General features: G+C 69.3%; 22 protein-coding genes. 8 read left to right on the forward strand and 14 right to left on the reverse strand.

From position 1 onward, the window contains the following. Positions 1–41: 41 nt before the first annotated feature. The gene (gene lon / locus F0357_RS07760) at positions 42–2,429 is read right to left on the reverse strand and encodes an endopeptidase La (RefSeq protein WP_153479809.1); all 2,388 of its coding nucleotides are present in this window, start codon (positions 2,427–2,429) and stop codon (positions 42–44) included. 10 nt (positions 2,430–2,439) lie between these two features. Further along, the gene (locus F0357_RS07765) at positions 2,440–2,847 is read right to left on the reverse strand and encodes an Hsp20/alpha crystallin family protein (RefSeq protein ID WP_153479810.1); all 408 of its coding nucleotides are present in this window, start codon (positions 2,845–2,847) and stop codon (positions 2,440–2,442) included. Positions 2,848–3,152: 305 nt separating this feature from the next. Here F0357_RS07765 and F0357_RS07770 point away from each other — a divergent pair, with 305 nt between their 5' ends. The 3 genes from F0357_RS07770 to F0357_RS07780 all read left to right on the forward strand — a co-directional run bounded on the left by F0357_RS07770 (position 3,153) and on the right by F0357_RS07780 (position 5,861). Further along, positions 3,153–3,998, forward strand: a complete 846-nt coding sequence (locus F0357_RS07770) for an ABC transporter permease subunit (RefSeq protein WP_376767827.1) — start codon at positions 3,153–3,155, stop codon at positions 3,996–3,998. Positions 3,999–4,009: 11 nt separating this feature from the next. Further along, entirely contained in the window at positions 4,010–4,819 is an 810-nt protein-coding gene (locus tag F0357_RS07775; protein WP_153479811.1) for an ATP-binding cassette domain-containing protein, read from the forward strand. 79 nt (positions 4,820–4,898) lie between these two features. Further along, positions 4,899–5,861: a sulfonate ABC transporter substrate-binding protein gene (locus tag F0357_RS07780; protein WP_153479812.1), complete on the forward strand. Its 963-nt coding sequence runs from the start codon at positions 4,899–4,901 to the stop codon at positions 5,859–5,861. A 66-nt stretch (positions 5,862–5,927) separates the two neighbouring features. On the opposite strand, the gene F0357_RS07785 is transcribed toward F0357_RS07780, so the two are convergent. From F0357_RS07785 to F0357_RS07810, 6 genes are all read right to left on the reverse strand, one after another. After that, positions 5,928–6,965: an ABC transporter ATP-binding protein gene (locus F0357_RS07785; protein ID WP_153479813.1), complete on the reverse strand. Its 1,038-nt coding sequence runs from the start codon at positions 6,963–6,965 to the stop codon at positions 5,928–5,930. Continuing rightward, a complete protein-coding gene (locus tag F0357_RS07790) occupies positions 6,962–7,846 on the reverse strand; it encodes an ABC transporter permease (protein ID WP_208948258.1) in 885 nt (294 codons plus the stop codon). The genes F0357_RS07785 and F0357_RS07790 overlap by 4 nt, the downstream gene beginning before the upstream one ends. After that, the gene (locus tag F0357_RS07795) at positions 7,834–9,876 is read right to left on the reverse strand and encodes an ABC transporter substrate-binding protein (protein ID WP_153479815.1); all 2,043 of its coding nucleotides are present in this window, start codon (positions 9,874–9,876) and stop codon (positions 7,834–7,836) included. Before F0357_RS07795 ends, F0357_RS07790 begins: the two co-directional genes overlap by 13 nt. 72 nt (positions 9,877–9,948) lie before the next feature. Next, positions 9,949–10,752: a phosphonoacetaldehyde hydrolase gene (gene phnX / locus F0357_RS07800; RefSeq protein ID WP_153479816.1), complete on the reverse strand. Its 804-nt coding sequence runs from the start codon at positions 10,750–10,752 to the stop codon at positions 9,949–9,951. Next, positions 10,749–11,897, reverse strand: coding sequence for a TIGR03364 family FAD-dependent oxidoreductase (locus F0357_RS07805; protein ID WP_153479817.1), 1,149 nt, complete (start codon positions 11,895–11,897; stop codon positions 10,749–10,751). Before F0357_RS07805 ends, phnX begins: the two co-directional genes overlap by 4 nt. 170 nt (positions 11,898–12,067) lie before the next feature. Further along, complete coding sequence (locus tag F0357_RS07810; RefSeq protein ID WP_153479818.1) at positions 12,068–12,964, reverse strand: LysR family transcriptional regulator; 897 nt, start codon at positions 12,962–12,964, stop codon at positions 12,068–12,070. Positions 12,965–13,143: 179 nt separating this feature from the next. Between F0357_RS07810 and F0357_RS07815 the strand changes: the two genes are divergently transcribed. Together F0357_RS07815 and F0357_RS07820 are read left to right on the forward strand one after the other, a co-directional pair. After that, positions 13,144–13,839, forward strand: coding sequence for an aspartate/glutamate racemase family protein (locus F0357_RS07815; RefSeq protein WP_153479819.1), 696 nt, complete (start codon positions 13,144–13,146; stop codon positions 13,837–13,839). A 119-nt stretch (positions 13,840–13,958) separates the two neighbouring features. Further along, positions 13,959–15,233, forward strand: a complete 1,275-nt coding sequence (locus F0357_RS07820; RefSeq protein WP_153479820.1) for an NAD(P)/FAD-dependent oxidoreductase — start codon at positions 13,959–13,961, stop codon at positions 15,231–15,233. A 27-nt stretch (positions 15,234–15,260) separates the two neighbouring features. Here F0357_RS07820 and F0357_RS07825 read toward each other — a convergent pair whose 3' ends face one another. From F0357_RS07825 to F0357_RS07850, 6 genes are all read right to left on the reverse strand, one after another. Beyond that, positions 15,261–15,947, reverse strand: a complete 687-nt coding sequence (locus tag F0357_RS07825; protein ID WP_153479821.1) for a GntR family transcriptional regulator — start codon at positions 15,945–15,947, stop codon at positions 15,261–15,263. A 132-nt stretch (positions 15,948–16,079) separates the two neighbouring features. Continuing rightward, on the reverse strand, positions 16,080–17,348 hold the full coding sequence (locus F0357_RS07830) for an ABC transporter substrate-binding protein (RefSeq protein ID WP_153479822.1): 1,269 nt from the start codon (positions 17,346–17,348) through the stop codon (positions 16,080–16,082). A 121-nt stretch (positions 17,349–17,469) separates the two neighbouring features. Then, positions 17,470–18,525, reverse strand: a complete 1,056-nt coding sequence (locus tag F0357_RS07835) for an aldo/keto reductase (RefSeq protein WP_153479823.1) — start codon at positions 18,523–18,525, stop codon at positions 17,470–17,472. After that, entirely contained in the window at positions 18,522–18,908 is a 387-nt protein-coding gene (locus F0357_RS07840) for a TIGR04076 family protein (RefSeq protein ID WP_153479824.1), read from the reverse strand. Before F0357_RS07840 ends, F0357_RS07835 begins: the two co-directional genes overlap by 4 nt. 1 nt (position 18,909) lies before the next feature. Beyond that, positions 18,910–19,413 carry a DUF3830 family protein gene (locus F0357_RS07845; RefSeq protein WP_153479825.1) on the reverse strand — a complete coding sequence of 168 codons (504 nt, stop codon included), beginning with the start codon at positions 19,411–19,413 and terminating at the stop codon, positions 18,910–18,912. Further along, the gene (locus F0357_RS07850; RefSeq protein ID WP_153479826.1) at positions 19,410–20,150 is read right to left on the reverse strand and encodes a GntR family transcriptional regulator; all 741 of its coding nucleotides are present in this window, start codon (positions 20,148–20,150) and stop codon (positions 19,410–19,412) included. The genes F0357_RS07845 and F0357_RS07850 overlap by 4 nt, the downstream gene beginning before the upstream one ends. 134 nt (positions 20,151–20,284) lie before the next feature. Between F0357_RS07850 and F0357_RS07855 the strand changes: the two genes are divergently transcribed. From F0357_RS07855 to F0357_RS07865, 3 genes are read left to right on the forward strand one after another with little or no spacing between them, the layout of a single operon-like run. Then, a complete protein-coding gene (locus tag F0357_RS07855) occupies positions 20,285–21,079 on the forward strand; it encodes an ABC transporter ATP-binding protein (RefSeq protein WP_153479827.1) in 795 nt (264 codons plus the stop codon). Further along, positions 21,076–21,852 carry an ABC transporter ATP-binding protein gene (locus F0357_RS07860; RefSeq protein ID WP_153479828.1) on the forward strand — a complete coding sequence of 259 codons (777 nt, stop codon included), beginning with the start codon at positions 21,076–21,078 and terminating at the stop codon, positions 21,850–21,852. The genes F0357_RS07855 and F0357_RS07860 overlap by 4 nt, the downstream gene beginning before the upstream one ends. Beyond that, the gene (locus tag F0357_RS07865) at positions 21,849–22,757 is read left to right on the forward strand and encodes a branched-chain amino acid ABC transporter permease (RefSeq protein ID WP_153479829.1); all 909 of its coding nucleotides are present in this window, start codon (positions 21,849–21,851) and stop codon (positions 22,755–22,757) included. Before F0357_RS07860 ends, F0357_RS07865 begins: the two co-directional genes overlap by 4 nt. Positions 22,758–22,765: the final 8 nt, after the last annotated feature.

Consider the following 22,765-nt stretch of genomic DNA (forward strand, 5'->3'; position numbering starts at 1 on the left):
GATGGGCGGGCTTGGAGGCCCGCCCACCAGCACCGATCCGATCACGCCGCGGCGGCGGGCACCGCGGGTTTGTCTGCCAGGGCCGCGGCGATCGCCTGATCGACGGTCTCGAGCCAGATGAACTCGAGCCGGTCGCGCGCATCCTGCGGGATCTCGTCATAATCCCGCTTGTTGCGCGCCGGCAGCATGACGCGGGTGACGCCGGCAGCCGCCGCCGCGACCACCTTCTCCTTGATGCCGCCGACCGGCAGCACGAGCCCGCGCAGCGAGATCTCCCCGGTCATCGCGGTGTCGCTGCGCACGGTGCGGTCGGTCATCAGCGAGACGAGCGCCGTGAAGATCGCGACACCCGCGCTCGGCCCGTCCTTCGGGGTCGCTCCCGCCGGCACGTGGATGTGGATGTCGTTCTTCTCGAACAGCGCCGGATCGATGCCGAGCGAAACCGCCCGGCTCTTCACCAAGGTGGTCGCCGCCTGAGCGCTCTCGCGCATCACCTCGCCGAGTTGGCCGGTGAGGATCAGCGCGCCGCGACCGGGCGCGCGCGTCGCCTCGATGAAGAGGATGTCGCCGCCGACCGGCGTCCAGGCGAGCCCGGTCGCCACCCCCGCCACGGCGGTGCGCATCGCCACCTCGTTCTCGAAGCGTGGTCCTCCGAGATTGGCGGCGAGCTCGGCGAGGCCGACCGCGACATGCGCCTTGGTGCCCTCGGCGACCTCGACCGCGGCGTGGCGGAACACCTGGCCGATCTCGCGTTCCAGATTGCGCACGCCGGCCTCCCGCGTATAGCCGCGGATGATGGCGCGCAGCGCCTCGTCGTCGATCGCCGCCTGCTCGGGGGTGAGCCCGTTCGCGGCGAGCTGCCGGGCGACGAGATAACGCCGGGCGATCTCGAGCTTCTCGTTCTCCGTGTAGCCGGCGAGGCTGATGATCTCCATGCGGTCGCGCAACGGCCCCGGGATTGTGTCGAGCATGTTCGCGGTCGCGATGAAGACGACGCGGGAGAGATCGAACGGCACGCCGAGATAGTTGTCGCGGAAGGTCCCGTTCTGCTCCGGATCGAGCACCTCGAGCATCGCCGCCGACGGGTCGCCCTGGATGCCGCGGCCCATCTTGTCGATCTCGTCGAGCATCATCACGCAATCGCGCGACCCGGCCTTCTTGATGCCCTGGATGATGTTGCCCGGCAGCGCACCGATATAGGTGCGCCGGTGGCCTCGGATCTCGGCCTCGTCATGGACGCCGCCGAGGCTGACGCGCACGAACGGACGGCCCATCGCGCGGGCGATCGACTGGCCGAGCGAGGTCTTGCCGACGCCCGGCGGGCCGACGAAGCAGAGGATCGGCGCCTTGCCCTGGGGGGCGAGCTTGCGCACCGCGAGATATTCGATGATGCGGGTCTTGATCTTCTCCAGGCCGTAATGGTCCGCGTCGAGGACGCGGCGTGCCGCGGCGATGTCGATCGGCTTCGCCTCGGGCAGCGCCCAGGGCAGCTCGACCAGCCAGTCGAGATAGGTGCGGATCATGCCGGATTCGGCGGCGGCCTCCGGCGTGCGCTCGTAGCGGCGCAGCTCCTTGCGGGCCTGGGTCTCGACCTCCGGCGGCATGCCCGCCTTGGCGATGGCCGCGGCGAGCTCGGCGACCTCCTGGGACTTGCCCTCCTCGCCTTCGCCGAGCTGACGCTGGATCGCGGCCATCTGCTCGCGCAGCACGGCCTCGCGCTGGCGCTCGTCGAAGGCGGCCTTGGTCTGGCGGCCGATCTCGTTGGTCAGGCGCAGGACCTCGATGCGCTCGGCCAGGCGGCGCGAGACGCGGTCCATGCGCGCGGCGAGATCGATCGTCTCCAGGATCTCCTGGCGCTCCTCGGGCTTCAGATCGAGATAGGCGGCGGCGAGATCGGTCAGCGCGGCCGGCGACGGCGCCGACTGGATGGCGGCGAGCAGTTCCGGCGGCGCCTGCGGCAGCAAGCCGATTGCCTCCTCGGCAAGGGTGCGCAAGTGCAGCGCGCGCGCCTCGACCTCGGCCGAGCGCGTCGCGGGCTCCGGAATGTGCAGCACGCGGGCGGCGAGGAACGGCGTCCCGGGCAGGTAATCCTGCACGCGGATGCGCTGTACGCCCTGGCAGACGAGGTGATGCGAGCCGTCCGGCGCCGTCACGTAGCGCACGATGTTGGCGAGCGTGCCGATGCGGTGCAGATCGTCGGGGCCGGGATCGGCGACCTCCGGGTCGCGCTGCATCACGATGCCGATCTGGCGCTCCTCGCGCACCGCCTGCTGGGCGGCGGCGATCGACTTCGCGCGGCCGATCGCGATCGGCGTCACGAGCCCGGGAAACAGCACGATGTTGCGAACCGGCACGATGATGAGCGCATCGCTCGGGATCGGCACGGCATCGGTCCGGACGGCGGTCTGGTCTTGATCGTTCTGAGCCATCGAAACCTCCTCAGAGCGTCTTGGCGAGGCTGAAGACGAGGCAGCCGTTCGCCGCGGCGCTGCGGACCGCATAGCGGCCCGGGGGAATGGGGATGTGCCGCTCGAAGCGGCCTTGGGGCAGTTCAAGGCGGTGGATCGCGGCGCGCTGCAATTCCGGCGGAAGCACGCGGCGTCCGCTGACGACGAGCGCCCCGTCCTCGATGCGCGCGTCGACCTGGGCCGGATCGACCCCGGGCAGCGCGACGAAGACGAGCACCTCGCGCTCCGTCTCGAGCACGTCGACGGGTGGCTCCCAACAGGGCGCCTGCGGCCCGCGCGATACTTTCAGCCGGAAGAATTCACCGCGCATCCGCTCGGCGCGCGCGAGCGTCTCGAACGCGTCGGCGAGCATCCAATTGAGGGCATCCTTGCTCGGCATGGTCGGTCCTCGGGGGGCGGAAGGGGAGCGTGAAAGGGCAGATCCCCGGAGCGGAGAGGCTTCGGTTCAATGCGTTGGCGCTCATATGGGTTCACGCACCGCCGAGCGCCATGGCATTCCAAAAGCGGGGCACTTTGGACCGTGCTTTGCAAAAATCGGGGCTGGACGAGGGGCCGCAAGAGCATAATATATTTTTTTGATAGACATTATGGAGTTGGCATGCCAACGATGAGGTCGTCGCGCCACCGATGACCCACGGGGCCGGCCGAACCCACGAAATCCGCGGAGCCATGAGCCGCATGTCGATGGCCGAGACCGATGCCCATGTCGCCCATGCCGAGGCGTCCGAGGCCCGTCCCGCACGGCGCCGCTTCCGGATCGCCGGGCTGGAACGCCGGATCGCCGGCTGGGTCCTGCCGGTCCTCCTGATCGCGGCGTGGGAGCTGCTCGCCCGCGCCGGGCTGATCGCCTCGAACGTGCTGCCCGCCCCGTCGGCCGTCGCGGCCGCCGGATGGCAGTCGCTGCAGAGCGGCGAGCTCGTTCAGAACATGGCGGTGAGCACCGCGCGCGCCCTCGCCGGCCTCGTCGTCGGCGGCGTCATCGGCCTCGCCTTCGGCATCGCCAACGGCCTCTCCGAGATTTCCCGGCGCTACAGCGACACCACGCTGCAGATGATCCGCAACATCCCGCACCTGGCGCTGATCCCGCTCGTCATCCTGTGGTTCGGCATCGGCGAGGAGGCGAAGCTCTTCCTGGTCGCGCTCGGCGTCTTCTTCCCGATCTACATCAACACCCTGCACGGCGTGCGCACGGTCGATCCGCAGCTCATCGAGATGGGCCGGGTTTACGGCATGTCGCGCGGCACGCTGTTTCGCCGTGTCATCCTGCCGGGCGCGCTGCCCTCGATCTTCGTCGGCCTGCGCTTCGCCCTCGGCATCATGTGGCTGACGCTCATCGTGGCGGAGACCATCGCCGCCGAATCCGGCTTGGGCCACATGGCGATGCAGGCCCGCGAGTTCATGATGGTGGACGTCGTGGTGCTGGCGATCCTGATCTATGCCCTGCTCGGCAAGCTCGCCGACGTTCTCACCCTCGGCCTGGAGCGGCTCTGCCTGCAATGGCACCCGGCCTTCCAGCCGGCGCGCGATTGAGGGCCGGTCCAATGAGCGCCGCCCTCCCCCTCGCCGCGTCTCCGTTCGCGCCGTCCGCCTCGGTTCCGCAGACACCGGCCCAGGACCACGCCGCGCCCCGCGCCGGCCTCGCGATCACCCTCCAGCGCCTGTCGCGCCGCTTCGGTGACAAGCGCGTGCTCGACAGCATCGATCTGCACATTCCGGCCGGGCAGTTCGTCGCCATCGTCGGCAAGAGCGGCTGCGGCAAGAGCACGCTGTTGCGCCTCCTCGCGGGGCTCGACGAGCCGACCGGCGGGCGCATCGTCCACGACGGCGCCGCCGAGGGGGCGGTGACGCGCATCATGTTCCAGGAACCGCGCCTGCTGCCGTGGGAGCGGGTGCTGTCGAACGTGGAGGTCGGCCTGCCGCCCGCCTTGAAGGGCGAGGCGCGTCAGGCCCGTGCCCGAGCGATGCTCGAAGCGGTCGGGCTGTCGGAGCGGGCCGGCGAATGGCCGGCGGTTCTCTCCGGCGGTCAGAAGCAGCGCGTCGCCCTCGCCCGGGCGCTCGCGAGCGGCCCGCGCCTCCTCGCCCTCGACGAGCCGCTCGGCGCCCTCGACGCTCTCACGCGCATCGAGATGCAGGGCCTCGTCGAGCGCATCTGGCGGGAGCAGCACTTCACCGCGATCCTCGTCACCCACGACGTGTCCGAGGCGCTGGCGCTCGCCGACCGGGTGATCCTGATCGACGGCGGACGCATCGCGCTCGACCTCGACGTGCCGCTGCCCCGGCCGCGGCCGCGCGGGTCGGCCGAACTCGCGGCGCTCGAAGGCCGCATCCTCGACCGTCTGTTCGCCGCCTGAGCCGCCAAGTTTCCGCGCCGACGGCGCGCTGCGTTCGCGTTCTCCTCCTCACGCCATATCGTCTTCGAAAGGGCCCCGCATGACCCGTATCACCCGCCGCACGGCGCTCGCCGGCACCGCCGGTCTCGCAGCCGGCCTCGCCGCCGCGTTCGCCATCCGCCCGGCCTTCGCCGCCGGCGGTCAGGTCCGCATCGGCTACCAGAAATACGGCACCCTCGTTCTTCTGAAGGGCCGCGGCATCCTGGAGAAGCAGCTCGAGCCGCTCGGCGTCACCGTCTCGTGGGCGGAGTTTGCCGCCGGGCCGCAGATGCTGGAAGCGCTGAACGCGGGGGCGATCGACATCGGCCAGGCCGGCGAGGCGCCGCCGATCTTCGCCCAGGCGGCGAACCCCAACCTCGTCTACATCGCCAACGAGCCGCCGGCGCCGAAGGGCGAGGCGATCCTGGTGCCGCACGACAGCCCGCTGCAATCGGTCAAGGATCTGAAGGGCAAGACGGTCGGCCTCAACAAGGGCTCCAACGTCCACTTCCTGCTCGTCAAGGCGCTGGAGAAGTACGGCCTCGCCTACACCGACATCAAGACGGCGTTCCTGCCGCCGGCCGACGCCCGCGCCGCCTTCGAGCGCGGCTCGATCGACGCCTGGGCGATCTGGGACCCGTTCCAGGCCGCCGCCGAATATACGCTGAAGGCCCGCGCGCTGACGACCGCCGAAGGCATCGTGCCGAACTACCAGTTCTATCTCGGCGCGCGCGGCTTCGCCGAGGCGAACCCGAAGGTCATCGCGACGCTGCTCTCGGCGATCCGCGAGACCGACGACTGGATCCAGAAAGACACCGCGGCGGCGGCCGCACAGCTCGCCCCGACGACCGGCATTCCGGCGCCGATCCTCACCATCGCCCTCGCCCGCCAGAGCTTCGGCGTCGCGCCGCTGACGGACAAGGTGATCGCGGATCAGCAGAGCGTCGCCGACACGTTCTTCGGCCTCGGCCTGCTGCCGAAGAAGATCACCGTCGCCGACGCGGTGCTGCACCCGGCGCTCTGACGCGCCGGCGACGAGCGGCCGTCCCGATCAAGCCGGGGGGCGGTCCTCCGCGGGGGACAGACGGCCTCAGCAGAAGACGTGCGCGCGCTCGGGCGGCACCGTGACGTGGACGGTGTCGCCAGTCTTCAGCGCGGCGGTCGCGCGGCTCGGCCAATCGACCCTGAGCCGCAGCGGACCCTCGGGCCCCTCGACGGCGAGATAGAAGCGCGTCGTCTGGCCCTGGAACAGCCGCTCGTCCACCCGCGCCGCCGCCCCCTCGCCGGGATCGACCCGGTGGACGTCCTCGGCACGCACGAACAGCGTGGCGCGGCCGAGATGGGTATCGACCGCCATGTCGAGCATGCCGCCGATGCGGATGCGCCCGTCGGCGACCGGCAGATCGAACTGATTGCGGCTGCCGATGAAGGACGCCACGAACTCTGTCGCCGGCCGCTCGTAGAGCGCGTCCGGCGTCGCGATCTGCTCGATGCGCCCAGCCCGCATGACGACGACGCGATCGGCGACGGCGAGCGCCTCGGACTGGTCGTGCGTGACGAGGATCGCGGTCGTGCGGATCTCCTGCTGGATGCGGCGGATTTCGTCGCGCAGGTGATCGCGGACGACGGCGTCGAGCGCGGACAAGGGTTCGTCGAGCAGCAGCACCTGGGGATCCGGGGCGAGGGCCCGGGCGAGCGCGGTGCGCTGCTGCTGGCCGCCGGAAAGCGCGTTCGGATGGTGATCGGCCCGCTCGGCGAGGCCGACGAGGGCGATGAGTTCGTCCACCCGCCGGTCGATCGCCGCCTTGGGCAGGCCGCGGATCTTGAGCGGAAAGCCGATGTTCTGGCGCACGCTCATGTTGGGAAACAGCGCGTAGGACTGGAACACCATGCCGATCGGCCGGCTCTGGGTCGGCACGCGCGTGAGGTCGTCGGGGCCGAAGAAGATGCGGCCCTCCTCGGGTTCGGTCAGCCCGGCGATGCAGCGCAACAGCGTGGTCTTGCCGCAGCCGGACGAGCCGAGCAGGGCGATCAGTTCGCCGCCGGCGATCTCGAGGTCGATGCCGTCGAGCGCCCGCTTGCCGTTGTAGAGCTTGGTGAGGCCGGAGATGGTGATCGAGCTCGTCATGATTTGGCCCTCGGTCCACCGATCGCGCCGCTCGTCGCCCCGCCGCGGTTGAAATAGACCACCGCCACCGAGAGGATGAGCGTGACGGCGAAGTTGATCGCCGTCATCACCGCGAGAATGTTGAAGTCGGCATCGGTGCTCTTCAGCATGTTGAGCAGATAGAGCTGCACCGTCTCGAAGCGGCTGCCGACCAGCACCTGCACCAGCGCGATCTCGTTGAAGGAGACGCCGAAGGCGAGGATCGCGCCGGAGGCGATGCCGGGCGCGATGTTCGGCAGCACGACGCGTAGAAGCGCCGCGATCGGCCCGGCGCCGCAGGTGCGCGCCGCCTCGCTCAAGGCCTCGACGCGGGCCGCCGCCATCGCTCCGTCGATCGCCCAATAGACGAACGAGAAGGCGACCGCGACATGGGCGGCGAAGACGATCGCCACGGTGCCCTGGAGCGCCGGAGCAAAGGTGCCGGTGACGTTGAGGAGGCCGAAGGCGATGACGACGAGCGGCATCGCGAACGGGATCGCGGCAAGGGTCTCGATGACCGGGCGGATCGCCTTGTTGCGCACCCGCTGCCAATAGACGGCGGGAGCGACGAGCAGAACGTCGGCGACCGCCACCGCCACCGCGAGGCCGATGGAACGGGCGAGCACGGTCGTAAAGCGCGCGTCGGCGAAGGCGGCGAGCCAATGATCGAGGGTGTAGCCGTCGGGCAGGACGTTGGAGGTCCAGCGCGTCGCGACGCTGTAGAGGAACACCGCGAACATCGGCAGAAGCACGTAGCCCGCGGCAAGCCACAGCAGCGCGACGCCGCTCCAACGCGCGAACGGCAGGCGGCGCGCGCGGGCGGCCGCGGCGGGAAGCGACACGGCATCGGTCATGACAGCCATTTCGTGGCCCTCCGGACGACGAGACGGTAGAGGACGAGGCTCGCCAGCGCGACGATCATCAGGATCACCGCCATCACCGGCATGCGCTGGCTGCCGAACAGCGAGCCGAGCAGGGTGCGGCTCATGTCGACGGTGATGAGCGGAAAGGTGTTCGGGTTGCCGCCGACCAGGGCGACGGGCACGCCGTACATGCCGACCGACCAGGTGAAGATGAGGAGCCAGGCGGCGAGCAAAAACGGGCTCAGCACCGGCCAGCCGACATGCCGCCAGAATTGCAGGCGGTTCGACGCGCAGGTGCGCGCCGCCTCCCACCATTCGTCGCGCAGCAGGCCCATCGCCGGCAGCGAGAACAGCACGAACATCGGCACGTTGCCGTATTCGTAGGCGAGCACGAGGCCCCAGAAGGAATTCGGCGCCGGCGGCACGAACGGCAGGCCGGTGCCCTGCACCGCGAGGGTCACCATGCCGTAGCTGCCGAGCAGCGCGATGTAGGCGAAGCCGATGCCGATGCCGGAAAAGTTGGTGGCGACGTTGAGGAGGCCGAGGTGGAGCGCGCGCTTCACCGGCGGCAGGCGGGAGATGATCCAGGCGAGCGGCGCGCCGATGAAGAGCGCGATCGTCGCCACCGTGGCGCCGAGGACGAGGCTGTTGCCGATCGCCCGCTGCGCGCCCTTCGAGGTGACGACCTGAACCCAATTGTGCAGCGTGAAGCCTGCGCCGCTGCCGTCGGCGAAGCTCGCGCGAACCATCGCGAGGCAGGGCGCGACGAGGAGCGTGCCGGCGACCAGGATGAGCGGGAGCGCCAGCGACCAATCGGCCGCGATCGCGGCGAGGCGCGCACCGGGAAGGGTGCGCGCGGCCGCTGCGGGCGCGCCGGAGGATCGGCTGGCGCCCATCGCGTCAGCCCCCTGGACCATGTCCTGCCAGACGCTCGCGATCGCCGCGACGTCGAGCTCGGCCCAGTTCTTGACGATGTGGACGCCGGCATAATCGGCATCCGGCAGCCAGCCCTTGCGGGCCTCTTCCGGCAGCTTCAGATCGCCGAGCACCCAGCGGATCGGGCGGGCGCCGAACTTGGCGAAGGCGGTCTGCGCCTCGTCGGTGAGGACGAAGTCGAGGAGCAGCTTCGCCGCGTTCATCTTCGGCAGGTTGAAGCGGTTGATCATCAGCGCGGACGGCGCATAGATCGAGTCCTTCGGGATCACCACCTCCGCCTTGACGCCCTTGGCGCGAACCTGGTCGGCGGCGGCGATGCAGTTGAAGTCGTATTTGATCTGGATCGGCACTTCGCCGCGCTCCAGCGTCTGGGCGTTGGACGCCGCGCTCGAGAACTGGCCGAGCATCTTGCGGGCGAATTCCGCGCCCGGCTTCAGATCGGTCTCGCTGCCGCCGTTGGCATAGGCCCAGGCGATGAACACCGAGATGTCGGTGCCCGACGAGCCGCCGGCGTCGATCGCGTTGATCTTGCCCTTGTATTGCGGGTCGAGCAGGTCCTGCCAGGTCTTCGGCACGGTCTTCACGACGTCGGTGTTGACGACGAAGGCCGGCACGCCGGTGAAGGTCGCGACCCAGCCGCCCTTGGCGCCCTTGAGGCCGACGGGAAGCTTCTCGGCGTTCGGCGGCATGTAGTCCGGCACCACGCCGCGGGCTTCGGCGACGCGGCCGAACAGGATGCCGATATCGGCCGAGATGGCGACCGGGTTGTTCTTCTCGGCGTCGAACTTGGTGATCTCCTCGAGGGAGCTCATGTCGGTGTCGACGTGGGAGAGCTTGAAGTCGTACTTCGCGGCCATCTTCTGGAGAACTTCGCCGTAGTTCGCCCAGCTGTCCGGCATGCCGTAGGAGGTGAAGTTCGCCGCCTCGATCTTCGCCGCGGCGATGTCGACCGGCTTCGACCAATCGGCCATGTCGGGCGCGGCGGCGGCGAAACCGCGGCGCGGCCAGCCGAGCGCGGCGGCGCCGGCGAGGCCGGCGCTCGCCGTCAGCAGGGTGCGGCGGCTCATCGGAAGGGCATTTCGGAAGTCACGCATGGGTCCGTCTCCGCAAGATGTGGCGGGCCGGGGCGGCGCGCCGGGGGGTCTCGAACGCGAAGGCACTCGAAATCAGGGCCGCTCGCCGCGGGCGAGCCGCGCCTCGATGGCGTCGATGACGGGGAGGAGGTCGGCGACCGTATCGACAACATAATGGGGGCCGTGGGGGGCGAGGGTGGCGCGTGCCGCCGCACGGACCGCGTCGACCTCGGCGGGGGTCAAGGCGGCGAGTTCCTCCGGGGCAAGCCCGGCGGCGTTGCCGCTGAGGAGCACGCCGACCGTCCAGCAGCCGGCGTGGATGCCCTCGTCGATCCCGACGCCGGTATCGTCCACCTTGACCACGCTGTGGGCGGGCCAGACGCCGAGATCGAGGAAGGTACGGTAGAGGTTCATCGGGGTCGGGCGGCCCTCGGCGAGGTCGCCGGCGCAGACGAGATTGTCCGGCGCGAAGCCCTGGGCGGCGGCGATCGGCCGGAGCCGGTCCATGATCGAGCGGGTGTAGCCCGTCGTGGAGCCGATCTTGAGACCCCGCGCCCTGAGCCGCGCCACCGTCTCCGCCGCGCCCGGGACGAGGTCGGCATAATCGGTGACGACCGCCTCGTTGAGCGGCACGAAGACCTCGTAGAGCCGATCGACGTCGGCGTCCGTGGGCGCGGAGCCGTGGCGCGCCGCCCACGCCGCGGCGATCCGCGGCAGGTCGAACATCGCGCGGATATGATCCCACTTAGGGCGTCCCATCGGGCCGCGCGCCTCGGCGATGGTGACCTCGATGCCGAACCGCGCGAAGGCCTCGACGAACACGCCCATCGGCGCCCGCGAGCCGAAATCGACGACGGTGCCCGCCCAATCGAACACGACGGCCTTGAGACGGCTCATTGGAACACCCGCTGTTGCCCGCTGCCGAAGAGATCCTCGACCACCTGTTCGCCCAGCGCGAAGGCGGTGGAGGCGCCGGTGCCGCCGGTCACCATGACGAGACGCACATGGTCCGCCGGCCGCTCGACGAGCACGGTGCGCTCGGACGAGGCGGCGTAGGACCCGGTCCAGCGTTCGATGACGCACCGCCCCGGAAGATCGAGCACGTCGTCGAGCGCGCCGAGGATCAGATCGTCGATCCGCGCCTCGGCGAACGGCTCGGCCGCGGCGCCGTAGACATGGCTGTCGCCGACGACGAGGGAACCGTCGGCCGATTGCACGGCGATCAGATGCACGCCCGCCTCCCGCATGTCGCCCGCCTCCGCGTCGAGCCGCGCCGCGAGCGCCGCCGCCGGCGCCAGATGGGCGAAGCCCTCGTAGCGGGCGAGCGAATGATCCGACATAACAGCCGCCGCGAGCCGGACCGGCGCCGCCGGCTGCACCCGCAACATCTGGAGGGTGCAGACGCGCAGTCCGTGGCCGGCGATGCGCTCCGGCAGGAGCGTCGTGAAATCGTCGCCCGGGCAGACCGCGACCGCCTCGGCGAAGATCCGGCCCGCCGCGGTCTCGATCCCGTCTTCCGCGAGGCCGGTCGCCGCCGTGTTCCAGGCGAAGTCGACCCCGTGCCTTTCCGCGAGATACGCCGCGAGCTTGGGCAGCGCCTCGCGGGATTCGACCCGCAATTCGTGCGGGCTTTCGAGCACCGCCGAGAGCCCCGCGGTGCGCAGGCACGGCACCAGCGCCAGCGCTTCCGCCTTCGTGATCGCCCGGCATTCGGCGCCCATCTCGGTCGCCAGGAACGCCTCGATCACCGCGGCCGCCTCCGGCCGGTAGGCCGGCAGCACCAGGCCCGCGTGGAGCACCGGAATGCCGGCCTCCGGCGCGATCTCCGCCCAGATGTCGCGGCTGCGCCGGGCGCGCGCCCAATGGTCTCCGGCCTTCTGGCCGGTCACCGTGACGAAGCCGAAATTCCGCACCGACGCGCCGACAGCCTTCGGCGACCGATCGACGACGACAACGCGCCGTCCGGACCGGGCCGCCGCGAGCGCAACGCCGAGTCCCACGATCCCCGCGCCGACAACCGCGAGGTCATAATGTCTAGCCATGTTCTGCTGCTTGCTTGGGGCGGCGGCGGCCGGCTCCGCCGGGCCGCCACGTCCCTGTCTCCGCGGCCGGTTGTAAGCAGCTTATATGATGGTTTGATGAATATCGGAATATTATAGATATTCTCTATACTCCAGCCGCCGGCGCCAATAGAGCGCGCTCGGGCGGCCGCTCAGCGAGGCACGCGGCCGGCGCTCTCGCCCGTCAGGCTCTTGGCGATGTCGAGGAAGGCGGCGATCGCCGCATAATGGACGGTCTCGGGCTGGGCTACGAGATAATGGCCGATCTCGGCCCCGTCGTCCTCGACGACGGCGATGTCGATGTCGTCGTCGGGAAGCACTTCGCCCTGAATGGCGACGGCGAGGCCGAGGCCGGACGCCGCGGCGGCATAGGCGACGTCGAGCGTCGCAACCTCGAGCACCGCACGCAGCGTGATGCCCGCCTGGTGGCTCAGCCGCTCGACCACCGTGCGCGTGCCCGAGGCGCGGTTCCACAGGATCATGTTCTGGTTGTCGAGATCGCCGATCGAGAGCGATCCCTTGGCGAGCAGGGGATGGCCCTTCTGGCCGTAGATGATGACGCGGCAGCGCCGCAGCAGGTGATTGGCGAAGCGCGGATCGTCGCCGACCTGGGAGATCGCGGCGACGTCGAGCTCGCCCTTGTGGACGGCGTCGGCGAGTTCCATCGAGGGCCCGCCGCGCGTCACCACCTGCATGTGGGGGAAGCGCCCGACGAACGCGGAGAGCACCGGCATGATGAGACGGTGGGCCGAGAAGCCGATCGAAATGCGTCCGCCGCCGGCCTGCTGCGTATCGGAGATGTCGCGCTCGATCTCCTCGACGGCGCGCAGCGCGATGCGGATCTTGCCGATGAGGGCCTCGGCGCCGGGCGCGATCCGCACGCTGTGACCGTCGCGGATGAAGACGCGGACCGCGCTCATCGCCTCGAAGGCCTGGACCTGGGTCGAGATGGTCGGCTGCGACAGCCCGAGGAGCTGCGCCGCGCGCGAAAATTGCCCGGTGCGCGCCAGCGCCTCGACGGCGCGCAGATGGGACAAGGTGACGGGCATGGCGGCCTCCGGACGATCCTCGCCCCTCTCTCCGCCGCCTCACGGCGTTTTGCAAGGCGAACGCTCATGCCACCGGCCAGCGGGGGCCGCCCTTGTGGGACAGCGGCCTGCGCCGCACTATCCTCGGCACCGATCCGCCCATGCGGGTCCACACACGGCCGAGCCTCTTGCGGTGCGACATGAAAATCATCGGATTGATCGGGGGCATGAGCTGGGAGAGCTCGGCGCAATATTATCGGCTCATCAACACCGCGATGCGGACGCGGCTCGGCGGCGTCCATTCGGCGAAGACCTTGATGTGGTCGGTGGACTTCGGCGAGATCGAGCGGCTTCAGCATGAGGGCGATTGGAGGTCTCTGACCGGGCTGATGATCGACGCCGCTCAGCGCCTAGAACGCGGCGGCGCCGACTTCGTCGTGCTCTGCACCAACACGATGCACCGCATGGCGGGCGACATCGAAGCGGCGGTCTCGCTCCCCCTCCTCCATATCGTGGACCCGACCGCGGCCGCGATCGAAGCCGCGGGTTTGTCGAAGATCGGTCTCCTCGGGACGGCCTTCACGATGGAGCAGGATTTCTACACGGGCCGTCTCGCCGAGCGCTTCGGGATCGAGGTGCTCGTGCCGGACGCCCAGGACCGGGCGATCGTCCACGGGATCATCTACGAGGAGCTCGTCGCGGGCATCGTCAGCGACATCTCGCGCAGACGCTATCGTGAGGTCATCGCCCGCTTGGTCGACCGCGGGGCGGAGGGGATCATTCTCGGCTGCACGGAGATCATGCTGCTGATCTCCCAGCAGGACAGCCCCGTGCCGGTGTTCGATACGACCGAACTCCACGCGCTCGCGGCCGTGCGGACGGCCCTCGGAGCCTGACGGGGGATAAGACCCGTCTCCGCTTCGGATTCACTTTGATCAAACGATCATGTAGTGAAATCGCGCGTGGCGGCCCACGCTCCGTCCCGCGCCCCCTCGTCCCGACTGGCACCCCATTCATGCAGACGCTTTGGACCCTGACGTCCGGCCCGCGGCCGACCTTCGGCAATTCCAGCCTCCCGGCGCGCTGCGATACGGTGATCGTCGGCGGTGGTTTCACCGGGCTCACGGCGGCCCTTCATCTGGTCAAAGCCGGCCGATCCGTCGTCGTGCTCGAGGCGGACACCCTCGGCGAAGGGGCGAGCGGCCGCAATGCCGGCTTCGTCGTGCCGAACTTCGCCAAGGCCGATCCCGCCACGGTGCGGGCCAAGCTCCCGTCCGCGCGGGCCGATGCTCTGCTCCGCCTCGTCGCAGGCGGCGCGGACGCCGTGTTCGCCACCATCGCCGAAGAGGCCATCGGCTGCGACGCGGCGCCGACCGGCTGGCTGCAACCGGCCTACGGTGCGGACATGGCCGAGACCCTCAAGCGGCGCGCGGCGGACTGGCGGGCGCTCGGCCATCCGGTCGATTTCCTCGACGCGGCGGAGATCGCCCGGCAGACCGGCATGACCATCTACGCGGGCGGCCTCATCGACCGATCGGGTGGCACGATTCATCCGCTGAACTATCTGCTCGGCCTCGCCACCGCCGTCGCCCGCCGCGGCGGAACGGTGCGCGAGGGGGCCAGCGTCAGCCGCATCGAAAAGACGGGGCACGGCTGGCGGGTGGAAGGACCGACCTTCGCGGTCGAGGCGGACAGCGTGATCCTCGCCACCAATGCGTTCACCACCGGCGCCGCGAGCAGGATGGGACGCACCGGCGTGCCTCTGCGGGTGATCCAAGTGGCGACGCGCCCGATCGACGCGGAAACCGTCACCCGCATCGCCCCCGACCGCCGCCCGGTCGGCGATACCCGGTCCAATCTCTTCACCTACCGGCTCGACCGCGACAACCGCCTCGTCAGCGGCGGCATGGCGATCGTTCCCTTCGGCGCGTTGGAGCGCGTCGGGCGCGCTGTCGCCGACCGTCTCGTGCACGAACTGGGATTGCCCCGCCATCCCGGCATCGAGATCGCCTGGAGCGGCACCGCGATCATGACGCCGGATTTCCTGCCCCGGCTGCATGTCTTGGGGGACGGCTTCTTCGGCGGCATCGGCTGCAACGGACGCGGCATCGCGATGACGGCGCAACTCGGTGCCGTGCTCGCGCGGCTCGCGCTCGGCGCGCCGGCCGAGGCCCAGCCGATCCCGGTCCGGCCGCTCCGGCCGCTGCCGTTGCACGCCCTGACGCCGGTCGTCACCGCGGCGGCGCTCGCCCACGCCCGCTTCGAGGACTGGCGGCGCGGCGGCACGTGACACGGCACGATGGGCTCGGCGAACGGTTCAGTCCGGGCACATCTCGGCAAGGAGCGCCTGGGTCGCCTCGATGTCCTGGACCATCAGCGCGCCGGCGGCCCTGCCGTCGCGGGCGCGGAAGGCTTCCACGATCTGGTAATGGAAGGTCGCATAGGGGCGCACCACGCCGTCGCCGAGATGGCGCGCCACGATATCGGACAGCATCCGCATATAGGGGCCGAAGCGCAGCCACAGCGTCTCGATCAGTTGCGGCAACACCTCGGACCCCGCCCGCTCGTAGATCGCGAAGTGAAAATCCTGGTTCTTGCGCAGCATCGTGTAGACCTCGCCGGCGTGACCGAGGGCTTCATGCTCGCGGGCGAGGCGTTCGCACGCATCGATCTCGGCCGTGGTCAAACGCGTCGCCGCGGTCTCGGTGGCGAGCCCTTCGAGCGCCTTGCGCACGGCGCAGAGATCGTCGAGCCGGGCGAGGGAGACGACGGGCACCCTGGCGGAGCCCCCGCGGCCGATCTCGAGCCCGTTCTCGGCGGCGAGCCGGCGCAGCGCCTCGCGGACCGGCATGTGGCTGGTGCCGAACTCCGTCGAGAGGGCGGGAATGGTGATGACCTGGCCCGGCTCGAAGCGTCCCCACATCAGAGCCTGACGAAGCTGCTCGTAGACCCCATCCTGCACGGTCGTCCGCGAAGAGACTTTCGACAGGCCGATCTCGTTCATGCGGGCGGATCCTTCTGCCAGACGCGGGCGCCGGCGCGGCCTCCGGTTTTTCCGCCCGGCGCGTCCGTGTCAAGCACAACGCAAAAAAGGGGCGCCACCCGGGCGCCCCCATAGCGTCGTCCGGCCGAGCCCTTATTTGATCTGGGCCTGGAGCTTGGCGACGTCGTCTGTCGTCATCTCGCCGGTTGTCGTGACCTTGCCGTCGGTGATCTTCCAGAGCCGGAACGGGCCGGTGATGTCGCCATATTGATCGAAGGTGACGGGTCCGATCACGCCCTCATAGCGGATCGGCTTGCCCTCCTTGATGAGCTTCAGCGCCTTGGCGAACTCCTCCTTGCCGGCATAGATCGGCGTGCCGTTCGGATCCACCACCTTGTAGATCGCCTCGCGGATCTTGGCCGGGTCCTGGGAGCCGGCTTCCGCGATGGCGAGACCGACGATCGCGCCCGCATCGTAGGAGCGGTCGGCCGCCGGGTTGGACGGGTCGATGTTGGAGAACGCCTTGTAGTTCTCGTTGAAATAGGCCGTCGACTTGGTCGGGCTGGTGCCGGACGACGTGCCGTAGGCCCCGTTCAGATAATCGGCGCCGACGGCCTCGATGAAGTCCGTGCTGTTCATGCCGTCGTTGAGCAGGAACTTCTGCGGGCCACCCTGGGAGATCCAGGTGCGGGCGATGGTGGCGCCGTCGACCGGATAGCTGACGAGATAGAGACCTTCCGGCGACCCGCCGAGAGCCGCCGTCACCTCGGACTGATAGCTCGACTGCTTCTCGTTGTAGGGCGTCGCGGAGACGATCTCGCCGCCGAGCGCCTTGTAGGCGCGCGAGAACTCCTTGACCATGTTCACGCCGAAATCGTTGTTGACGTAGATGATCGAGAGCTTCTTGAGACCCTGATCGACCGCATACTTCGCCGCGGCGACGCCCTGCAGCGCATCCGACGTGATGGTGCGGAAGAAGATGCCGTTGGTCTTGCCGTCGCGGCCGAGGGCGGTGAGCGTCGGCGAGGAGGAGGCGGGCGAGACCTGGACCACCTTCGCCGGCGCCGTCACCGACGTGAGGATCGGGATGGTCACCGACGAGATGATGCCGCCGATCACGACCGGCACCTTCTTCACCTGAACGAGCTGGGTCGCCGCGTCGACCGCGACGTTGCCCTGGCTCTGGCTGTCGCGCGTGTCGGTGACGAGCTTGCAACCGTTCACGCCGCCCGCCTCGTTGATGTCGCGGAAGGCCATTTCGACCGACTTCGCGCCGGCCTGGCCATATTCGCCGGCCGGACCGGTGAGCTCCATGACGACGCCGACCGGAATGGTGCAATCGGCCGCCTGCGCGGCGGTCAGGCCGCCTTGAACGGAGAGGAGCGCGAGCGCGCTCACGGCGGCAAGGAAGGTGTGCTTCATCGTTGGTCCCCTGGTTATGATTGTCGTCTCGATGTCGTTGCGATGTCGGGAAGGCACGTTTCGCGTCGAAGGCACGTTCGGGAGCGTCCGCTCGCACCCCGGCGCGGAAGGCAAAGCGTCGTCAGGTGCGGCCGTCGTTGAGGTTGTAGTGCATGATGGCACCGTGCCGGCCGGTACGGTCCCGCTCGAGGGTGTAGACGTCTCCTTCGAGGCCGGGACTTTGGGCGATGACCGCGTGGATTTCGGCGCGGTCGCGCGCCTCGAGCGTCGTGTGCATGATCCGGGCGTTGGCGAGGGCATGGGCACGGTTGCGCGCGCCGACGATCACCGCGGCGACCCGCGGCTGTTCGAGCACCCACGCACTGGCGATCGTCGCGATATCGCTCTGATGCCGATCGGCCACCGCGCGCAGCGCGCGCAAGAGCGCCTGGAACAGGTCCCAGCCGCCGAAATCGTCGATGACGAGCTTGTACTTCACGAGCGAGCGGTTCTCGAGCACGCCCACGGGCTCCGGCGCCCCGAGCCACCGATCGGACAGAAAGCCGCCGGCGACCGAGCCGTAGCAGAGGAAATGGACGCCGTGCGCGGCGGCGAGGGTGGACAGGCCGTGGGTCGGCCGCTGGTCGAGCACGGAATACTGCAATTGCTGGCTGACGAGCGGGATGCCCGCCTCAAGGATCTCGGAGAGCCGCGGCGTGTCGAAGTTGGTGGTGCCGAGAAGGTGGATCTTGCCCTCCCGCCTCAGATCGTCCAGCCAGCCGAGGGCGTCGACATAGGCCCCGAACGAATAATCCCACCAATGAAACTGAACGAGATCGAGCCGCTCCGCCCCGAGGCGGGCGAGCGAGCGATCGACGATGCCGCGGATATAATCTCGACTCACCGAGGCGAGTTGATCGAGGTCCGGAACGAGCTTGGTGTGAACCTTGACGGAGCGGGCAGCCGCTAGGCCGCGCTCGTCGGCGAGCCGACGGCGCGCCGCGCCGATCAGTTCCTCGACGCCGGTGTAGATGTCGGCGCAATCGTAGGCGCGGATGCCGGCATCGAAGGCCGCGATCAGGTCGTCGACCGCCTGGGCGCGGTCGATCGCGCCGTGGCCGCCGGCGAGTTGCCAGCCGCCGCGGACGACGCGGGAAACGGCGTAGCCGGGCGCGAGGTCGAAGGTCGTCGGGCTCATTCTTCCCTCGGTTCGTCTGAGGACCGCGCGGACACGGCGGATGCGTCCGGCAGCGGCACGGCGGTGGTTTCGGCGTGGCTGAAGCGGCGCTTGCCGAGACGGACGATGCGCAGCCGCGACCCGCAATTCGGATCGGGACAGGCGATCTCGGCATCCGACGTCATCCAATCGTTCGGATGGGTCGGCCGCTGCTTGGCCGCGAGCAGAGGGAGGACCGCGGCCAGGGAATAGATCGAAAAGCCCTGCCCCGGTGGCAGCGTCAGCATCTCGCCGCGCAGTTCGAAATGATCCCCGGGCTTGGCGCCGCAATAGATCGGCGCACCGTCTGGGACCACCGCCTCGACCCTGAGGTCGTAAAGCTCGAAGCTGTCGTCGGCCCCCATATCACGCCTCTCCGCGTGCGAACGATATCTCGCAGGCGCCGTTGCGACGGATCACGCCGCACGCGGCGGCGAGGGCCGCGCGTTGCTCCGGGGCGATCTCCGCGACGACACTTCCGGCGAGCCAGCCGATGGGGAAGAACATCCGCGCACCGGGCCCGTAGAAGAGCCCGATATCGAAGATCGGGCTCGGATTGCCGCCCCACATGCGTGCCGGCACGTAGGCGAGCACGATGTCGCCGGGCTGCGGATGCAGCGTCGCGTTCTCGGCCGGCAGCGGGTTCGCATAGGCCGCGCCGGCGAGATGGTCCGGTGGGATGGGGCACGAAATCTCCGGCCCCGTCCACATCGCGTGGAGGCCCGGCACCAGCCGCGGCGTCTCGAGATAGGCCCACAGGAAGGCGACGTTCTCCGGGGCCTTCTCGGCAAGGAGGCGCGCCGTAACGGCGAGTCCCGACCGCGCCTCGCGGATGACGATGGTCCGTCCGGTCGTGCTGTCTGCGCTCATGTGGGCTCCCCGCCGGATTGGGTCTCGTGTCGAAGCTTGCGGCGCAGCACCTCGAAAGGGCGGCTGATGTCGGCGACGAGGGCCGCCCGCGCCGCCGCGGCATCGTGGGCGGCGAGCGCCTCGACGATGAGGCGGTGATGATGGCCGGTGTCGATCTCGCCGGCTTCCGAAAAGGCATAGGCCGCCTCGCGGATGCAGGGGCCGGACTGGAGCCACAAGCTCTCGATCATCGGCATCAGCACGGCCGATCCGCTCGATCGGTAGATTTCGAAGTGGAAGCTCTGGTTGAGCGTGACCTCGCGGTCGAAGTCGCCGCGCAGGCTCAGGTTCCGCATTTCATCCCACTCGTGGAGGATGGCGCGCACCCGCGCGACATCCGACGCCGCCATCTGCGGCGCGGCGAGCGCGATCGCTTCGCCCTCGATCAGGATGCGGATACGCAGCAGATCATCGAGCCGCGCGAGCGTGACCGTGGGCACGCGAACCGACCGGTTTGGCAGCGCTTCCAGCGCTTTCTCGCTGATGAGGCGGCCGAGCGCCTCGCGCACCGGCATGGTGCTCGTCACCAGTTCGTCGGCGAGGCCACGAATGGTCAGCACCTGCCCCGGCTCGAACAGGCCGCAGATCAAGGCCCGGCGCAATTCGGCATAGACGCGATCCTGAACCGTCTCGCGTTCCACTGGAAGGAAGCGCGGTCCGGCACCCGTCTCGTCCCGCCGCTTGGCGCTCTTGTCCATCGCGCTCGCCCATCTCCGCCCTTGTCGCGAGGCACCCCCGCCTCACTTTGCCCTTGCACCCGCGATTTGAGCCCAATAGTTTGATCAAGACAAGTGTGATCACATATCAAAAACATAAAATTCCGAGGGTTGCGATGGACAGAGGCTTCGGGGCCGCCGAGTCCCCGCCGGCCGTTTTGAGCGTCGCCGGCGTCACCAAGCGCTATGGTGGCTTCGTCGCCGTCGACGACATGACGTTCTCCGTCGGCCGCGGCGAGATTCTGGGCCTGATCGGCCCGAACGGCGCCGGCAAGACGACCATGTTCGATCTCGTGGCCGGCAGCGTGCCGCCGAGCGCGGGCCGGATCGCCATCGAAGGGGTCGACGTCTCGCGAGAGGGCGCCCATCGCCGCATCCGGCGCGGCCTCGGGCGGACATTTCAGATACCGCGCCCCTTCCCGGACCTGACCCTGCTCGACAACGTGCTGCTCGCGCGCCAGGGCCAGACGGGCGAGCGGCTCGTCATGAACTTCGTCGCGTCCGGCCGCGTGCGGGCGGAGGAAAAGGCCGCTCGCGACAAGGCAATGGCGCTTCTGGAACTCGTGCTTCTCAAGCGGCTGGCCGAGGAACCCGCCAAGGTGCTGTCGGGCGGCCAGCGCAAGCTTCTCGAACTCGCGCGGGTGATGATGGCGGATCCCGCGATCATCCTGCTCGACGAGCCCGCCGCCGGGGTCAACGCCACGCTCCTCGAGGTCATCATCGACCGCATCCGCGAGATCAACGCCCGCGGGATCACCTTTCTCCTGATCGAGCACAACATCGACATGGTGAGCCGGCTCTGCCACCGCGTGATCGTCATGGCGTCCGGTCGCAAGCTTTGCGAGGGCACCCCCGACGCCGTCGCACGCGATCCGCGCGTCGTCGAAGCCTATCTCGGAGGCGCGGCATGACCGGCGCCGCCGAGCCTCTCGTCGCCGGGACGCCGCTCCTCGTCGTCGAGAACCTGGTCGCCGGCTACGAGCCGGGGGTGCCGATCGTGCGCGGCGCCTCGATCAGCGTCGGGCGCGGCGAGATCGTCGTCGTGCTCGGTCCGAACGGCGCCGGCAAGTCGAGCTTCATCAAGGCGATCGCCGGTCTCGTTCCGGTGAGCGCCGGAACGGTTCGGCTCGACGGCGACGATATCACCAACGTGCCGGCGCATCGGCTCGTCCGCCGCGGCCTCGCCTTCGTGCCGCAGACCGAGAACATCTTTCCGCTGATGAGCATCGAGGACAATCTCAAGGTTGCCGGCGGGGTGCTGCCGAAGGCGCTGATCGCGCCGCGCATCGCCGCCATGTACGCGTTGTTTCCCGATCTCGTCGAACGCCGCCGGACGGCCGCGGGCAATCTCTCCGGCGGTCAACGCCAGATGCTCGCCGTCGCCCGCGCCCTCATGGTCGACCCGAAGCTCCTCGTCCTCGACGAGCCGTCGGCCGGCCTGTCGCCGAAATTCGTATCGACCGTGTTCGAGATGCTCAGCGCGGTTCGCCGCACCGGCGTCACCATCCTGCTCGTCGAGCAGAACGCCAAGGCCGCGCTCGCCATCGGCGACCGCGCCTACGTGCTCGTCGAAGGGCGGGACGCCCACGAAGGCGCCGCCGCCGATCTCTGGAACGACCCCGCCGTCGCCGAGCTCTATCTGGGCCAGCGTCACGCGCGGCCCGCCGAAGGAGGCGAGCGATGAGCCTGCAATTCCTCGTCGACGGCCTTCTCAGCGGCGCGATGATCGGCCTCGGCGCGATCGGCGTGACGCTCACCTATTCGATCCTGCGCTTCTCCAACTTCGCGCACGGCGACTTCATGGCTTGGGGCACCTACGCGACCCTCACCGTGGTCAGCGCGATCGGCGCGATCGTGGGCAAGGTCCATCCCTTCGCGCCGCTCTCGTTCGGATGGCCCCTCGTGGTGGCGCTCCTCGTCGGCATGGCCTTCACCGGCCTCCTCGCCCTCGCGCTCGATGCCGTTCTGTTCGCGCGACTGAGGGCCAAGGGGCAGATGATCATCGTCGTCATGGCGAGCTTCGGGGCGTCGATGGCGATGCGCAGCCTGCTCGAGTTCCTGTTCTCCTCCCGCCCGGCCTATTTCAGCCGCGCGATCCAGATCGCGATGCCGGTCGGCTTCGGCATCCGCATCACGCCGGACCAGATCGCCCTGCTGGCGTTGACCGCCGTGCTGGTCGCCGGTGTCCATCTCCTGATGACGCGCACGCAGGCGGGCCGCGAGATGCGGGCGGTGAGCCAGAACCTGATGCTCGCCCGTGTCGTCGGCATCGACGTCGCGCGGGTCGTGCGCCTCACCTGGCTGATCGGCGGGGCGCTCGCCTGCGTCGCCGGGGTGATGATCGGCGTGCTCGTTCAGGTCCGGCCGCTGATGGGGTTCGACATGCTCCTGCCGATGTTCTCCGCCGCGATCCTCGGCGGCATCGGCAGCGTGCCGGGCGCGGTGATCGGCGGGTTGGTGATCGGCATCAGCGAGGCGGCGGCGGTGCAGTTCATCGGGGCCGAATGGCGCGCCGCGGTGGCCTTCGTGATTCTGATGGCGGTGCTGTTCTTCCGGCCGATCGGCCTGTTCGGCGTCAGGGAACGGTAGGGGAAGAC

It is taken from the genome of Segnochrobactrum spirostomi (assembly GCF_009600605.1).
GTDB classification, from domain to species: domain Bacteria; phylum Pseudomonadota; class Alphaproteobacteria; order Rhizobiales; family Segnochrobactraceae; genus Segnochrobactrum; species Segnochrobactrum spirostomi.

Coding starts and splice junctions, on each gene's coding strand:
- F0357_RS07850 (WP_153479826.1), bottom strand. CDS start 20,150: ATGGACAAGAGCGCCAAGCGGCGGGACGAGACGGGTGCCGGACCGCGC.
- F0357_RS07770 (WP_376767827.1), top strand. CDS start 3,153: ATGGCCGAGACCGATGCCCATGTCGCCCATGCCGAGGCGTCCGAGGCC.
- F0357_RS07805 (WP_153479817.1), bottom strand. CDS start 11,897: ATGGCTAGACATTATGACCTCGCGGTTGTCGGCGCGGGGATCGTGGGA.
- F0357_RS07855 (WP_153479827.1), top strand. CDS start 20,285: ATGGACAGAGGCTTCGGGGCCGCCGAGTCCCCGCCGGCCGTTTTGAGC.
- F0357_RS07845 (WP_153479825.1), bottom strand. CDS start 19,413: ATGAGCGCAGACAGCACGACCGGACGGACCATCGTCATCCGCGAGGCG.
- F0357_RS07815 (WP_153479819.1), top strand. CDS start 13,144: ATGAAAATCATCGGATTGATCGGGGGCATGAGCTGGGAGAGCTCGGCG.
- F0357_RS07825 (WP_153479821.1), bottom strand. CDS start 15,947: ATGAACGAGATCGGCCTGTCGAAAGTCTCTTCGCGGACGACCGTGCAG.
- phnX (WP_153479816.1), bottom strand. CDS start 10,752: ATGAGCCGTCTCAAGGCCGTCGTGTTCGATTGGGCGGGCACCGTCGTC.
- F0357_RS07775 (WP_153479811.1), top strand. CDS start 4,010: ATGAGCGCCGCCCTCCCCCTCGCCGCGTCTCCGTTCGCGCCGTCCGCC.
- F0357_RS07765 (WP_153479810.1), bottom strand. CDS start 2,847: ATGCCGAGCAAGGATGCCCTCAATTGGATGCTCGCCGACGCGTTCGAG.
- lon (WP_153479809.1), bottom strand. CDS start 2,429: ATGGCTCAGAACGATCAAGACCAGACCGCCGTCCGGACCGATGCCGTG.
- F0357_RS07820 (WP_153479820.1), top strand. CDS start 13,959: ATGCAGACGCTTTGGACCCTGACGTCCGGCCCGCGGCCGACCTTCGGC.
- F0357_RS07865 (WP_153479829.1), top strand. CDS start 21,849: ATGAGCCTGCAATTCCTCGTCGACGGCCTTCTCAGCGGCGCGATGATC.
- F0357_RS07840 (WP_153479824.1), bottom strand. CDS start 18,908: ATGGGGGCCGACGACAGCTTCGAGCTTTACGACCTCAGGGTCGAGGCG.
- F0357_RS07810 (WP_153479818.1), bottom strand. CDS start 12,964: ATGCCCGTCACCTTGTCCCATCTGCGCGCCGTCGAGGCGCTGGCGCGC.
- F0357_RS07860 (WP_153479828.1), top strand. CDS start 21,076: ATGACCGGCGCCGCCGAGCCTCTCGTCGCCGGGACGCCGCTCCTCGTC.
- F0357_RS07785 (WP_153479813.1), bottom strand. CDS start 6,965: ATGACGAGCTCGATCACCATCTCCGGCCTCACCAAGCTCTACAACGGC.
- F0357_RS07830 (WP_153479822.1), bottom strand. CDS start 17,348: ATGAAGCACACCTTCCTTGCCGCCGTGAGCGCGCTCGCGCTCCTCTCC.
- F0357_RS07795 (WP_153479815.1), bottom strand. CDS start 9,876: ATGCGTGACTTCCGAAATGCCCTTCCGATGAGCCGCCGCACCCTGCTG.
- F0357_RS07790 (WP_208948258.1), bottom strand. CDS start 7,846: ATGGCTGTCATGACCGATGCCGTGTCGCTTCCCGCCGCGGCCGCCCGC.
- F0357_RS07835 (WP_153479823.1), bottom strand. CDS start 18,525: ATGAGCCCGACGACCTTCGACCTCGCGCCCGGCTACGCCGTTTCCCGC.
- F0357_RS07780 (WP_153479812.1), top strand. CDS start 4,899: ATGACCCGTATCACCCGCCGCACGGCGCTCGCCGGCACCGCCGGTCTC.